This is a genomic window from Massilia sp. UYP32 (genome assembly GCF_050434365.1).
GTDB lineage: Bacteria > Pseudomonadota > Gammaproteobacteria > Burkholderiales > Burkholderiaceae_D > Telluria > Telluria timonae.
Genome location: NZ_JBNDIK010000047.1, coordinates 1 through 13,679 on the forward strand (window position 1 = coordinate 1; position 13,679 = coordinate 13,679).

At 68.2% G+C, this 13,679-nt stretch carries 13 protein-coding genes and 1 riboswitch; all 13 genes read right to left on the minus strand.

Going from position 1 to position 13,679, the window contains the following annotated elements; genetic code table 11:
- Positions 1-125: 125 nt before the first annotated feature.
- On the minus strand, positions 126-1,586 hold the full coding sequence (locus tag ABIB42_RS25450) for a cobyric acid synthase (protein ID WP_005671454.1): 1,461 nt from the start codon (positions 1,584-1,586) through the stop codon (positions 126-128).
- Positions 1,583-2,473 (minus strand): cobalamin-binding protein, encoded by an 891-nt coding sequence (locus ABIB42_RS25455; RefSeq protein WP_005671452.1) that lies wholly within the window; start codon positions 2,471-2,473, stop codon positions 1,583-1,585. Before ABIB42_RS25455 ends, ABIB42_RS25450 begins: the two co-directional genes overlap by 4 nt.
- Positions 2,470-3,450: a threonine-phosphate decarboxylase CobD gene (cobD, locus tag ABIB42_RS25460; RefSeq protein ID WP_005671450.1), complete on the minus strand. Its 981-nt coding sequence runs from the start codon at positions 3,448-3,450 to the stop codon at positions 2,470-2,472. Before cobD ends, ABIB42_RS25455 begins: the two co-directional genes overlap by 4 nt.
- Positions 3,443-4,375 carry an adenosylcobinamide-phosphate synthase CbiB gene (cbiB, locus tag ABIB42_RS25465; RefSeq protein ID WP_005671448.1) on the minus strand — a complete coding sequence of 311 codons (933 nt, stop codon included), beginning with the start codon at positions 4,373-4,375 and terminating at the stop codon, positions 3,443-3,445. The genes cobD and cbiB overlap by 8 nt, the downstream gene beginning before the upstream one ends.
- Positions 4,369-4,929, minus strand: a complete 561-nt coding sequence (gene cobU / locus ABIB42_RS25470) for a bifunctional adenosylcobinamide kinase/adenosylcobinamide-phosphate guanylyltransferase (RefSeq protein WP_429249193.1) — start codon at positions 4,927-4,929, stop codon at positions 4,369-4,371. The genes cbiB and cobU overlap by 7 nt, the downstream gene beginning before the upstream one ends.
- The gene (locus ABIB42_RS25475; RefSeq protein ID WP_005671443.1) at positions 4,926-6,218 is read right to left on the minus strand and encodes a cobyrinate a,c-diamide synthase; all 1,293 of its coding nucleotides are present in this window, start codon (positions 6,216-6,218) and stop codon (positions 4,926-4,928) included. The genes cobU and ABIB42_RS25475 overlap by 4 nt, the downstream gene beginning before the upstream one ends.
- A complete protein-coding gene (cobO, locus tag ABIB42_RS25480) occupies positions 6,212-6,838 on the minus strand; it encodes a cob(I)yrinic acid a,c-diamide adenosyltransferase (protein ID WP_005671439.1) in 627 nt (208 codons plus the stop codon). The genes ABIB42_RS25475 and cobO overlap by 7 nt, the downstream gene beginning before the upstream one ends.
- The gene (locus ABIB42_RS25485; RefSeq protein ID WP_005671436.1) at positions 6,835-7,614 is read right to left on the minus strand and encodes an ABC transporter ATP-binding protein; all 780 of its coding nucleotides are present in this window, start codon (positions 7,612-7,614) and stop codon (positions 6,835-6,837) included. The genes cobO and ABIB42_RS25485 overlap by 4 nt, the downstream gene beginning before the upstream one ends.
- Positions 7,611-8,633, minus strand: coding sequence for a FecCD family ABC transporter permease (locus ABIB42_RS25490; RefSeq protein WP_005671434.1), 1,023 nt, complete (start codon positions 8,631-8,633; stop codon positions 7,611-7,613). The genes ABIB42_RS25485 and ABIB42_RS25490 overlap by 4 nt, the downstream gene beginning before the upstream one ends.
- Before the next feature lie 59 nt (positions 8,634-8,692).
- Positions 8,693-10,546: a TonB-dependent receptor domain-containing protein gene (locus tag ABIB42_RS25495; protein WP_429249194.1), complete on the minus strand. Its 1,854-nt coding sequence runs from the start codon at positions 10,544-10,546 to the stop codon at positions 8,693-8,695.
- Between the two features lie 65 nt (positions 10,547-10,611).
- Positions 10,612-10,844, minus strand: a riboswitch (cobalamin riboswitch).
- Positions 10,845-10,863: 19 nt separating this feature from the next.
- The gene (locus ABIB42_RS25500) at positions 10,864-11,406 is read right to left on the minus strand and encodes a histidine phosphatase family protein (protein WP_184240541.1); all 543 of its coding nucleotides are present in this window, start codon (positions 11,404-11,406) and stop codon (positions 10,864-10,866) included.
- Positions 11,406-12,188: an adenosylcobinamide-GDP ribazoletransferase gene (locus ABIB42_RS25505; protein ID WP_429249195.1), complete on the minus strand. Its 783-nt coding sequence runs from the start codon at positions 12,186-12,188 to the stop codon at positions 11,406-11,408. The genes ABIB42_RS25500 and ABIB42_RS25505 overlap by 1 nt, the downstream gene beginning before the upstream one ends.
- Positions 12,185-13,216: a nicotinate-nucleotide--dimethylbenzimidazole phosphoribosyltransferase gene (cobT, locus tag ABIB42_RS25510; protein ID WP_429249196.1), complete on the minus strand. Its 1,032-nt coding sequence runs from the start codon at positions 13,214-13,216 to the stop codon at positions 12,185-12,187. The genes ABIB42_RS25505 and cobT overlap by 4 nt, the downstream gene beginning before the upstream one ends.
- Between the last annotated feature and the right edge of the window lie 463 nt (positions 13,217-13,679).

Here is a 13,679-nt window from a genome sequence, read left to right on the forward strand (position 1 = left end):
TCCCGAACAGGACCGTGAAACGACTTTGCGCCGATGATAGTGCTGCAACCAGTGTGAAAGTAGGTTATCGTCAGGCTAGTTATATGAAAAACCCCGTCCAGTGATCTGGTCGGGGTTTTTTGCTTTCAGCCGCCGATCTCGATCAGCCTGTTCAGCAACCCTTCCGCCGAATCCGCGATGCGATCCAGACTCGCTTCACGCAGCTGCGCCGTGTCGACGACATGTTCGCTGCGCGAACCAGCCCATTGCAGCAGTGCGCCGCAGGCTTCCGGGTGATCGAACAGTCCATGCAGATACGTTCCCAGGATCTGTCCATCCGACGACACGGCGCCTTCGCCGCGACCGTCGATCGAAAATGCTGGCGTCTCCATGGCCGCGCCATGCGACACACCCATATGAATTTCGTAGCCGCTCACCCGGCTGGCGGTGCCGTCCACACTGAACGCACACACGCCCTCCACCCTGGTCAGCCGCTTTCCGCGCGTTAGTTCGGTCTCGATATCCAGCAAGCCGAGTCCCGCAGACAGTCCCTGCGCGCCTTCGACGCCATGGGGATCCTGGACGGTCCGGCCCAACATCTGGAATCCGCCGCACACGCCGATCACCTTGCCGCCATAGCGCAGGTGACGCGCGATCCGTTCAGGCCATCCATTCGCCTCCAGCCAGGCCAGGTCCCCGCGCGTATTCTTGCTGCCCGGGAGGACGATCAGGTCCGCGCCCGGAATCGCCTCTCCCTGCCGCACGAAGCGCAGGTCGACGTCCGGATGCGCACGCAGCGCATCGAAATCGGTGTGATTGCTCATGCGCGGCAGGCTGGGAACGACGACACGAAACGCGCCCTTGTTCGTTTGCGTCGCCTGCACCGCATCCTCGGCATCGAGGAACAGCCCGTGCAGATAGGGCAGCACCGCCAGCACCGGCTTGCCGGTCTGCCGTTCCAGCCACTCCAGCCCCGGCTCGAGCAGCTTGATGTCGCCACGGAAGCGGTTGATGACGAAGCCGATCACCCGATCGCGCTCCGACTGCGACAGGCAGGACAGCGTGCCAACCAGATGCGCGAACACACCGCCGCGATCGATATCCGCCACCAGCACCACCGGGCAGTCGACCGCCTCGGCAAAGCCCATGTTGGCGATGTCGCGGTCGCGCAGGTTGATCTCGGCCGGACTGCCCGCGCCCTCGACGATCACCGTTTCGTACTGCGCCAGCAGGCGCGCATGCGATGCGAGCACCGCCCCCATCGCCACCGGCTTGTACTGGTGATAGTCGCGCGCATTCATGTCGGCGCGCACCTGGCCATGGATGATGACCTGGGCGCCGACGTCGCTCGACGGCTTGAGCAGCACCGGATTCATGTCGGTATGCGGCTCGATGCCGGCGGCGATCGCCTGCAGCGCCTGCGCGCGGCCGATCTCGCCGCCATCGCGCGTCACCGCGCTGTTGAGCGCCATGTTCTGCGGCTTGAATGGCGCGACCCGGATGCCGCGCCGCTTGAGCAGGCGGCACAGCGCCGCGACCACCGTGCTCTTGCCGGCGTCGGACGTCGTGCCCTGGACCATCAGGGTCCGGTAGGGAAAGCCGCTCATTTGGATCGACGCTGGCGCGCCTGCTCGAGCACTTCGCACATCGCGGCCGTGCCCTGGACCATGCGCGGCCCCGCGCGATTGAGCAGGTGGCCGTCCAGCGTGAACAGGTTATTGCTGCGCACCGCGGCCAGGGTGCCATACGGCTTCCACAGTTCGACGCCGCCATAGTTCTTCTCGGCGGTGGCGATGATCGCTTCCGGGTTGGCCTGCAACACGCTCTCGATCGAGACGATCGGCGCCGTCACGGTCAGCTTGTCGAAGATGTTCTCGCCGCCGCACAGCTTCATCGCGTCGGTCAGGATGTGCTTTCCGCTCAGTGTATACAGCGGCTTGTCCCACACCTGGTAGAAGGTGCGCACCGTGGAACGGTTCGCATACTTCGCGCGCAGGCCGGCCAGCTGCTCGCGCAGCTGCGTCGCGGTCGTCCTGGCCGCGGCGTCGGTGCCCAGCAACTGGCCCAGGCGCAGCACGGCGTCGGGAATGCCGTCCAGCGTTTGCGGGTCGCTCTGGAATACCGGGACACCCAGGCGGCGCACCATCTCGATCTGTCGCTCCGAGCTGTTGTGGCGCCAGGCCACGATCAGGTCGGGCTTCAGCGAGATCAGGAGCTCCATGTCGATCTCGCGGTTCGAGCCGATGCGCGGGATGCGATTGGCCGCTTCGGGATAATCGCTGTAGTTGACCGCGCCGACGATCTGGTTGCCGCCGCCGGCCGCGAACAGCAGCTCGGTGACGCTGGGCGCCATCGATACTACCCGCAGCGCCGGCTTGGCGACGGTGACCGCCAGTCCCGCATCATCCCTGACCGTGATCGCGGCCTGGGCCTGGGCCGCCAGGCCAGCCGCGGCCAGACCAGCCAGGCCGGCCAGCAGCATCGCTTTCTTCATTGCTTGCTCCATTCGTGAAGTGCTTGTTCGAGGCGTTGCCATTCATCCTCGCCGGCAGGCAGGCCGACCCGGATGCCGCGCGCCGCATCGCGAAACAGCCGGCACCAGATGCCGTGCGCGGCCATGTGTTCATGAAAGGCTTCGGGCCGCGTCTCGGGCCACCAGCGAAACAGCGGCGTGCCGGCGCTGGCGATGCCGTGCTCCCGCAGCAGCCGTTCCATCCGTTGGCCAGACTGCGCCAGCCGGGCCTGCGTATTTCGCTGCCAGCCGGTGTCGGCCAGCGCCTGCAGCGCAATCTCCTGCGCCGGACCGCTGACGGCCCACGGCCCGAGCAGGTCAGCCAGGTCCGCCAGCACGCGCTCATGCGCCGCGACGAATCCCAGCCGCAGCCCCGCCAGCCCGAAGAACTTGCCGATCGAGCGCAGCACGATCAATCCCGGCTGCGCCGCGTGCGGCGCCACGCTCAGCGCGGGCGAAGTATCGCCGAAGGCTTCGTCGACCACCAGCCAGCCGCCGCGCGCATGCAGCCGCGCCGCCCAGGCGAGCAGGCGCTCGGGCACGATGGTCTCGCCGGTCGGGTTGTTCGGATTGACCACCACGACGACGTCGCTGCCATCGACCGCGGCGTCCAGTTCCGCATACGGCGCCAGCCGCCGCGTATGGCCGTGCAGGTTCCAGTGAAACGCGTGTTCCGCATACGAAGGCGCCGACACCGCGACGCGCGATGGTGGACGCAGGCGCGGCAGGGCCTGGATCGCCGCCTGCGTGCCGGCCACCGGCAGCAGTTGCGGCGCGCCGTAATAGGCGCAGGCCGCCGCGAGGAATTCCGGATCGGGCTCCGGCAGGCGATGCCAGGCCGCGCTCGACGGCGCCGGCGCCGGATAGCCATGCGGGTTGATCCCGGTCGACAGGTCGACCCAGTCATTGCGGCCATAGTGACGCGCGGCGTCGCGCAGGTTGCCGCCGTGTTCAAGCATGAGAAACTCCGACCGCCAGCAGGCAGACCACGCCGGCCCACAGCAAGGTGGTGCGCAGCACCAGCCGCCAGGCGCGCAGGATGTCACCCGCGCCGGCGGCAGGCCCGAGGCCCAGCGGCGGACGCTGTTCGACTTCGCCATCGTAGACGGCGGCGCCGCCCAGCGACACGCCCAGGGCGCCGGCGCCGCTGGCCATCACCGGCCCGGCGTTCGGGCTGCTCCAGGCCGGGGCCTGGGTGCGCCAGCAGTGCCAGGCGCGCGCGCGGCCGCTGCCCGCCAGCAGCACGTACGACAACGCGGTCAGGCGCGCGGGCACGTAGTTCAATGCGTCGTCGATGCGCGCCGCGCAGCGGCCGAACAGGTTGAAGCGCTCGCTGCGATAACCCCACATCGCATCGAGCGTGTTCGCCAGGCGGAACAGCACCGCGCCCGGTCCGCCCAGCAGGACGAACCAGAATAGCGTGCCGAACACGGCGTCGTTGCCGTTCTCGAGCAGCGATTCGGCGCTGGCCTTGGCCAGGTCGGATTCGTCGGCGTGCGCCGTGTCGCGGCTGACAATGCGCGCCGTGAGCGCGCGCGCCTGCGCCAGGTCGCCGGCGCACAGTGCGGAATGGATCGGCAGCGTATGGTCGCGCAGGCTGCGCAGGCCGATGCAGAAATAGAGCAGCACCGCATGCAGCCACAGGCCGGCAAGGTCGGCCAACGCCAGGAACAGCAGGCTCAGTGGCAGGACGGCGAGCATCCAGGCCAGGGCTCCACGCGCCAGGCGCGCCTGTCCACGATTGAGCCGGCGTTCGATCGAGCCGGCCAGCTTGCCGAAGCCGACCAGCGGATGCCAGCGCCGCGTCTCGCCCAGCAGCAGGTCGAGCGCGATGCCGGCGACGAGCAACAGCGCGATGGTGGACAGCGACAGGCCGGTCAGCACGGGAGACCTTTCAGGACAAGTGGCAGGCCGGCCGCCACCAGCACTGCGCGGTCGGCGCGCGCCGCCACCGCCTGGTTCAGGCGGCCGGCTTCATCGATGAAGCTGCGCGAGATCGCGCCCCAGGGCACGATGCCCATGCCGACTTCGTTCGACACCAGGATCAGGTCGCCCGGCAGCTCCCCGTCCAGCAAGTCCAGCAGCGCCGCGCGCTCCTGGTGGAAGCATGCCGGCAAGTCGATTGCGCCGACCTCGGGATAGTCGCGGCCATCGCAGAACATCAGGTTGCTGAGCCACAGCGTCAGGCAGTCGACCAGCACCAGGCGCTGCGGCGCGCACCAGTCGCGCAGCGTCTGCGCCAGCGCCAGTTCTTCCTCGACCGTCCGCCATTCGGGCGGGCGCCGCTCGCGGTGATGGGCGATGCGGGTGGCCATCTCGCCGTCGCCGGCGCGCGAGGTGGCGACATAGACGACCTCCTTGCCCGATTCGCGCGCGATGCGCTCGGCGTAGGCGCTCTGGCCCGAGCGCGCGCCGCCGAAGACCAGGGTCACGCTCACGGCTGCGCTCCGAACAGTGCCGCCACCGCACGCGGGTTGGAAGGGAAGTAGCCGTGGAAGTAGGACGCGAACAGCGAGCCGACCCGGTAGGCGGCTTCGCCTTGCGTGCCCGTCCTCTGCTTCACGGTATGTGCTTGCGGCGCGACCGGGGAGTCCAGCAATGAATAGTGGAAGGTATGGCCGCGAATCTCTCCCTGCGGCGTCGGCATCGCATGCATGCCCAGTCCTCCCAGGCGCTTCTGCATCCTGACTTCGCCCGCCAGCAACCCGGCCATCTCGAAGCGTCGTCCCTCGTTATCGGTCAGGCCATCGGCAAGCGCCATCATGCCGCCGCATTCGGCGACGATCGGCACGCCACGTGCGTGCGCGGCGCGGATCGAGTCGCGCCAGCGCTGGGCCGCCTGCAGCTGCGCGCCGTGCAGCTCGGGATAACCGCCCGGCAGATACACGGCGTCGGCATCGTCCGGCACCGCCTCGTCGGCCAGCGGCGCGAAATACGTGATGCGCGCGCCGAGCTGCCCGAGCAGGTCGATATTCGCCGGGTAGACGAAGACGAAGGCCGGATCGCGCGCGATCGCGATCGTGCGTCCCGCCAGCAGTGGCTCCACAGGCATCGGGACCGTGGCAGCAGGCGTCATGACGGGCAGCGCATCCCACGCCGCTTCATTGAAATCGATGCTGTCGGCCAGCGCATCCAGGATGCCGTCCAGCTCCTCGACCTCGCCCGGCACCACCAGGCCCAGATGACGCTCGGGCAGCGGCGCCTCCTGGCGGGCGAGAGTGCCGATCAGCGGGATGTCGCGCAGCGACTCTTTCACCATTGCCGCATGGCCGCTGCTGGCGATGCGGTTGGCAATCACGCCGGCCATCTCGACGGGGCCATAGTCGCGCAGGCCCTGCGCCACGGCGCCGGCCGTTTGCGCCATCGCCGACGCGTCCAGCACCGCCAGCACGGGGATGCCGAACTCGCGCGACAGGTCCGCCGCCGAAGGAGAGCCATCGTACAGGCCCATCACCCCCTCGATCAGGATCGCGTCCGCCTCGCGCGCGGCGTCAAGCAGGCGCTGGCGGCAGGCATCGACGCCCACCATCCACAGGTCGAGATTGTGCACCGGCGCGCCGCAGGCGCGTTCGAGCAGCATCGGGTCAATGAAGTCGGGGCCGCACTTGAACACCCGCACGCGCTTGCCCATGCGGACCAGCCGCCGCGCCAGCGCGGCCGTCACCGTCGTCTTGCCCTGGCCGGACGACATCGCCGCCACTAGGACGATACGGGCGCCCGTCACCATTCGGTCCCCGCCTGGGCCGTGATGCCGGCCTTGAACGCGTGCTTGACCACGTTCATTTCGGTGACGGTATCGGCCACCGCGATCAGTTCCGGCGGCGCGCCGCGGCCGGTAATCACCACGTGCTGCATCACCGGACGGTCGAGCAGGTCGGCGATCACGGTGTGCACGTCGAGGTATTTGTATTTGAGGGCGATGTTCAGCTCGTCGAGCACCACCATGCCGATCGCGGGATCGGACAGGAACTGCCGGGCCAGCGCCCAGGCTTCCTCGGCCTTGGCGATGTCGCGCTCGCGGTTCTGCGTTTCCCAGGTGTAGCCTTCGCCCATCGCATGGAAGCGCACTTCGTCGGGAAAGCGGCGCAGGAAGGTTTCTTCGCCGGTCGACAGGGCGCCCTTGATAAACTGGACCACGCCCACTTTCATGCCGTGGCCGAGCGCGCGCGCCACCATCCCGAACGCGCTCGAGCTCTTGCCCTTGCCGTTGCCGGTATTGACGATGACGATGCCGATTTCCTTGTCGGCCGACGCGATTTTTGCGTCGATGACCGCCTTCTTGCGCTCCATGCGGGCGCGGTGGCGGTCGTTCAGGGCGGCGGTTTGTTCGGGTGTCATGTCGGTCATGCGGTGCCCTCCTTGGGGATGAAGATGCGGCGGCCTCCGTGTTCGATCATGTCGATCGGATGGCCGAGGTAGTCGCCCAGCAGCGCCGGGCGCATGATCTGGTCGTTGGCGCCGGCGGTCCAGCGGCCGTCGCCCATGAGCAGGAGCACGTGGGTCGAGATGCGCGCGGCCAGGTTCAGGTCGTGGCCGATCATGACCACGGTCCGGTCCTGCTCGCGGCACAGGCGGGCCAGCAGGCCCATCACGCTCACCTGGTGCGCCAGGTCGAGCGCATTGGCCGGCTCGTCGAGCAGCAGCAGCGGCGTCTGCTGCGCCAGCAGGGCGGCGATCGCCACGCGCTGGCGCTCGCCGCCGGACAGGGTGCGCACGTCGCGCCCGGCCAGGTCGTCCACTTCCATCGACGCCAGCGCCTGCAGGGCGGCCTGGTGGTCGTCGCTGCCCTCCCAGTAGCGGTTGGCGTGGTAGGGGTGGCGCGCCGACAGCACGCTCTCGAGCACCGTGTAGGCGAAAGCATCGTGGCGCGACTGGGCCAGGAAGGCGCGCTCGCGCGCCAGCTCGGTCAGCGGCCAGTCGGGTAGTGCGCGGCCGTTCACCTGGACCGATCCGCCGTTCGGCGGCTGCAAGCCGGCCAGGGTGCGCAGCAAGGTGCTTTTTCCCGCGCCGTTGCGGCCGATGATGCTCCAGCATTCGCCGGCGCGCGCGGTCCAGTCCAGGCCCCGCACCAGGGTGCGTGGGCCGATGGACAGCAGCAGGTCGTGGGTGGAGATGGAGTTCATTTGCGCAGGCGGTGCAACTGGTAGAGGAAGACCGGCGCGCCGATCATCGCCGTGATGGCGCCGACCGGCAGCTGCTGCGGCGCGATGATGGTGCGCGCCAGCGTATCGCACAGCACCAGGAAGGCGCCGCCGGCCAGCACCACGGCCGGGATCAGGACCCGGTGGTCGGGCCCGAAGGCGAAGCGGCAGGCATGCGGCACGATCAGGCCGACGAAGCCGATCGAGCCGGCGCTGGTGACCGCGCTCGCGGTGAGCAGGGCCGACACGAAGAACAGTCCCTTGCGCAGCGCGCCGACGCGCACGCCCAGCGTCACCGCATTCTCGGCGTGCAGCGCGACCATGTTCATGGCGCGCGCATTGCGCATGGCGTACACCAGGCAGCCGGCCAGCACCAGCCAGGGCGCCAGCCGCAGCGGCGCGCCGGCCAGGTCGCCGATCAGCCAGAAGATCATGCTGCGCAGGCGCCCCTCGGGCGCGATCGACAGCATCAGGGTCACGATCGAGCCGCACAGGGCCGAGACGATCACGCCGGTCAGGAGCAGCATCGAGGCGCCGCCTTCGGCCGCCTGGCCGCTGCGCAGGTCGCGCCGCGCCAGCAGGTACAGCAACATCGCCACGCCGATGGCGCCGGCCAGCGCGGCGGCGTCGACCATCAGCGTGGACGCCATCAGGAGCAGCGCCAGCAGGGCGCCGACCGAGGCGCCGGACGAGACGCCCAGCACATACGGGTCGGCCAGGGGATTTCTCAGCAGCGCCTGCATCATGAGGCCGGCCAGGGCCAGCGCGCCGCCGGTCGCGAACGCCACCAGCGCGCGGCTGGCGCGCAGCTCGAGCAGGGAGGCGGAAAGCGAATCGGGCTGGCCGCTGGCGAGCTGGCGCAGGGCGTCGGGAATCTCGCCGAGAGGCACCCGGATCGATCCGGTCATGCCCGCGAACAGCAGGGTGGCAATCGAAAACGCCAGCATGGCGCCGACGATGAGCGTGGCGCGCTGGCGTAGCGGTGGGACGGATGCGTGCATGCTGGCCCTGTTGGTTTCGGACACCCGCGGCCTGGCTGCCGCGGGCAAGGGGTTATAGCTTAACGGATGCCGTAGCGCAGGGCCGCGAACCAGGTGCGGCCGCTGGTGCCGTAGTTACGCGCGATCTCGTACTGCTTGTCGGCGACGTTGTCCAGGCGCATCAGCAGCGACCAGTCGGGCGTGAACTGCCAGGTCGTGTGCAGGTTCAGCAGGCCGTAGCCGCCCAGGCGACGGTTGTTGGCGGCGTCGTCGAAGCGCTCTCCCGATACCGTCAGTTCGGCGCCGGCCTTGAGCGTGCCCATCGTGTAGTCGGCGCCGAAACTGGCATGCTTCTTCGCGCGGCGCGCCAGCTGCTTGCCGGTGGTCTCGTCGCGCGGATCCTGCCAATCGAGGCTGGCGCGCAGGTCGACACCCATCAGGCGCGTAGCGCCGGCCAGCGAGAAGCCTTCGAGCAGGCCCTTGTTGACGTTATAGGCGCAGCTGCGGTTGACGCCGTCCGGGCACGGGGTGCTCGACACGATCATGTCGGTCAGGCGGTTGTGGAAGTAGGTGGCGTCCAGCTGGTAGCCGTTGCCGTCGTAGCGCAGGCCCACTTCGCGGTTGCGGCCTTTTTCGGGCTTGTTGGTTTCCAGGCCGTAGCCGGGGAAATACAGCTCGTTGAAGGTCGGGGCGCGGAAGCTCGTGCCGACGCTGGCGGTGGCGCGCAGGCCGTTGCCGAAGTCGTAGCCATAGCCGGCGGCGCCGGTGTTCTTGCTGCCATAGACCGAGCGGTCGTGGCGCGCGCTGACGTCGACCAGGTGCTGGCCGCGCTTGGCCGAGTAGGCGGCGGCATACGAATTGGTGATGCGCGAGCGCTGCATCGTCGGCACCTCTTCCTTGCGGTGCGTGTACAGCAGCTGCAGGGTGTCCTGGCCGATGGCGATGTCGTTCTGCCAGCTGAACTCATCCTGCTGGGTGTCGATCTGGCTGGCGCCGGATGGCGTCGCGTTGGTGAAGTTGCCCGACTTGTCTTCCGAGCGCGCGTATTGCACCGTGCTGTGCCAGTTCGGCAGGACCTGGTTGCGCATGAAGACCGCGGCGGTGTTCAGGTCGTTGTCGCTGTGGACGTCGTAGTTGGCGGTGCCGCTGTCGTACTGGCTGTACAGGCGGCTGACCAGGAACTGGGCGCCGATCTCGTGGCCCGGCGCGAGCGCCATCGTCACGCGGCCGTTGGCGTTGCGGCGGCGGTAGCCGTCTTCGTCCGGGTTGTAGCCCGAGGCGCCCGGGCGGGTAGACGAAAAGCCGTCCGAGTCCTCGTAGCCGGCGCCGAAGGCGTAGCTGACGGCGTTCGGGCCGCCACTGCTGCCGTAGATGCCGGCATCAAGCTGGCGGGTGGCGTTGCTGCCCATGCCAACCGAGCCGGTGACGACCGGGGCGCCTTCGCCCTTGCGGGTGAAGATCTGGATCACGCCGCCGATGGCGTCGGCGCCGTACAGGGTGCTGAGCGGGCCGTAGACGATCTCGATACGGTCGATGGCGCCCAGCGGGATCGCGTTCCAGCTGGCGGTGCCGGTGGTCGCCGAACCGAAGCGCACGCCGTCGACCAGGACCACGGACTGGTTGGCGTTGGCGCCGCGGATGAAGACGCTGGTGGTGGTGCCGGCCGGGCCGTTGCGCGAGATCTCGATGCCGCGCTGGCGGCGCAGGATGTCGGCCACCGAACCGGCGCCGGAGCGCGCGATCTCTTCGGCGTCGATGACGGTGGTGTCGGCGATGACGTCGGCGGCGCGCTGCGCGGTGCGCGTTGCGGTGACGACGACGGTGTCGGCGGTAGGGATGGCGTCAGGCGAGGGTGCGTCGGCGACGGCGGCGGACGAGATGACGGCGAGGGCGAGCGAGACCGCGGCGGCTTGCCGGGTGACTGGAAAATTCATGAACTGTTTCTTATAAAGGGCAACCAGCCGACGTCCCCGTAGGCCAGATTGAACGGCATCGCGCGAGGCGACGCCACCTTTTGGCCGGTATCCGGGCTGACAAGTATGGCCGTCCGACCTTCCCATGCATGCGCACAGTGGTATGAGGGGACGGTTTGCCGCATGGCTCGGGGAGAGCATGCGGCACTTGCTTACCGTTGCGGGGGCAGCACACGTTGGCCCTTGAAAGGAGCTTCGTGTTTCCCGTTTAACTGCGACTGCGAACGCAGGCGCGAGCACCAAAACGCGCACATTATAAGGCGTTGTCCAAGGCGTTGTCAGGTTTCCAGCATCATCACTTCGCCGTAGCCGATCCGGTGTGGGGCCTGTGCAGCGCGCAGCGCGGCCTCGACCAGCGTGCCGCCGAGGTGCAGCGAATGCAGCAGGCGCATGGTGCCGGCATGGCAGATGACCAGGGCCTGTGCGTGTCCGGCGCGCCGGATGTCGGCATCGAAACCGGCCACGCGCGCGGCCACGTCCATCACGCTTTCGCCGCCGCCGGGGCGGTAGTGCAGCAGGTCGGCGCTCCAGGCATCGATCTCGCTGCGCGGAATGTCGTCCCAGCTGCGCATTTCCCAGGCGCCGAAGTCGATCTCGGCCAGGCGCGCGTCGAATACCGGCGCCGGCGAGAGCTGCGCCGCCAGGACCGCGCTGCGGGCCAGTGGGCTGGCGTAGACGGGCATCGCGCCGGGCAGCCCCTGGCTCGCCAATGCGGCCAGCACCCGTTCGACGTCGGCTCGATCCGCCGCCAGGTCGCTGCGGCCGTAGCAGTGCCCGGCCGGCACCTCGGGCCGCGGATGGCGCACCAGGTAGAGGCGCATCAGGCCAGCACGCCGCGGCCGAGCGTGGCCAGCACCGCGATATAGACCGCCACTTCGGCCAGTTGCTGCACGGCGCCGAGGCAGTCGCCGGTATAGCCTTGCAAGCGCCGCGTGAACTTACGCGCGAGCCAGCAGGTTGCAACGAGGGACGCCACCAGCGCGGCGACGATCGCGGCCAGGTCGAGCAGGCCGCAGGCCAGCAGGCCGAGCGCGGGCAGCAGCACGGTGACGGCGGCGATGCCGAACTCGCGGTCGCTCATGCGCACCGCCAGCGGCTTGGCCTTGCCCTCGGCGCGGGCGTACTCCATCTGCCAGATCAGGGACGTGGCGGCCAGTCGCGACAGCGGGTGAGCCAGCAGCAGGGCGGCCATGGCGCTGGCCGGCGGCAGGCTGGCAAGCAGGGCCAGCTTCGCGCCGAGCATGCAGACGATGCCGATCGCGCCATACGCGCCGACCCGCGAATCCTTCATGATCTCGAGCGCGCGTTCCTTCGTCATGCCGCCGCCCAGGCCATCGCAGGTGTCGGCGAAGCCGTCTTCGTGGAAGGCGCCGGTGAGGTAGATGGTGGCGGCGGTGGACAGCACGGCCGCCACTGGCGCCGGCAGCCAGTGCGCGGCCACCAGGTAGACGAGCGCGCCGATGGCGCCGACCACGACGCCCACCAGGGCGAAGTAGCGCGACGCATGGTTCAACCAGCTCGGCTCGAAACCGACCCAGCGCGGAATCGGCAGCCGCGTGAAGAACTGCAGCGCGATGAAGAACAGGCGCAGCTGGTGCTTCATGCCGAGCGTTCGCTCACTTGCGCCGAGGCGAAGGTGGCCATCTCGTTCAGGAAGTTGGCGCTGGCGTGCAGCAGGGGCAGGGCGAGCGCGCTGCCGGTGCCTTCGCCCAGGCGCAGGCCAAGGTCGAGCAGCGGACGGGCGCCGAGCTCCTCGAGCAGCAGGGCGTGGCCATGCTCGCCCGAGCAGTGCGAAAACACGCAGTAGTCGAGGATGGCCGGCTGCAGGCGCGCGGCCACCAGCAGGGCACTGGTGACAATGAAGCCATCGATCAGCAGCACCTTGCGCAGCTCGGCCGCCTTGAGCATGGCGCCGGCCATCATCGCGATCTCGAAGCCGCCGAAGGTGGCCAGCACCTCGAGCGGCTGCACGGCGTGGGTGTGACGGGCCACGCTTGCCGCGACCACGTCGGCCTTGTGGCGGATACCGTCGGGGGTAAGGCCGGTGCCGGCGCCGACGCAGCGCGCCACCGGCTGGCCGGTCAGCTTGTGCATCAGGGCGGCGGCCGACGTCGTGTTACCGATGCCCATCTCGCCGAAGCCGACCACGGTGCCGGGCAGGTCGCGCGCCAGGGCCATGCCGTGTTCGAGCGCGGTCGCGCATTCCTGCGCCGTCATCGCGGGTTCGAGCGCGAAGTTGCGGGTGCCGTTGGCGACCTTGCGGTGCACGAGCCCCGCGCGTGCGCCGAAATCGTGGTTCACGCCGGCGTCGACCACGTGCAGGGCGCAGCCGTTCTGGCGCGCGAATACATTGATGGCCGCGCCGTCGCCCAGGAAGTTCTCGACCATCTGCCAGGTGACGTCTTGCGGGAAGGCGGAGATGCCCTCGGCCACGACGCCGTGGTCGGCGGCGAAGACCAGGATCGCAGGCTGGTCGATGCTGACCCTGGTCGAGCGCTGGATCAGGCCCAGCTGGGCGGCGAGCGATTCCAGTCGTCCGAGGCTGCCGAGCGGCTTGGTCTTGTTATTGATGGCGTCCGCCAGGGACCGGGAGAGGGCGGCGTCGGCGGTAGGGACGATCGTAGGAATCATATAAGGGTATGTAAGAGAAGGTCGCTGAATGCGGCGGCTAAGATATCACAATCGTAAACCTTGCAAGCCGGCCTCCGGCTTGCTATAGTCTCGCTCCTCGACGCAGACGCAGCCTCACGGTAGCGAAAGCGAAGAGAAAAAAGAGGTTGACGAACAATGAGAAACACTTCATAATCTCGCCTCTCTGCTGCTGACGAACACAACGATTCGCAACGATGCAGCAAGAAGAAGCACCGAATTCTGATCTTTAAAAATTAACAGTCGATAAGTGTGGGCGTTTGATGAAGGTGCCGGCTGACTTGTTCAGCTGCATACTTAAAATATCAAATGTTCGCACAAAGTATTAAACGTTGCTTCAGCAATGAAGTGACGGTCAGTATTTTGAGTGAGCGACCTCGCTAGCAATAGCGAGTGACTCGAAAGAGTCAACAAACAGAGATTGAACTGAAGAGTTTGATCCTGG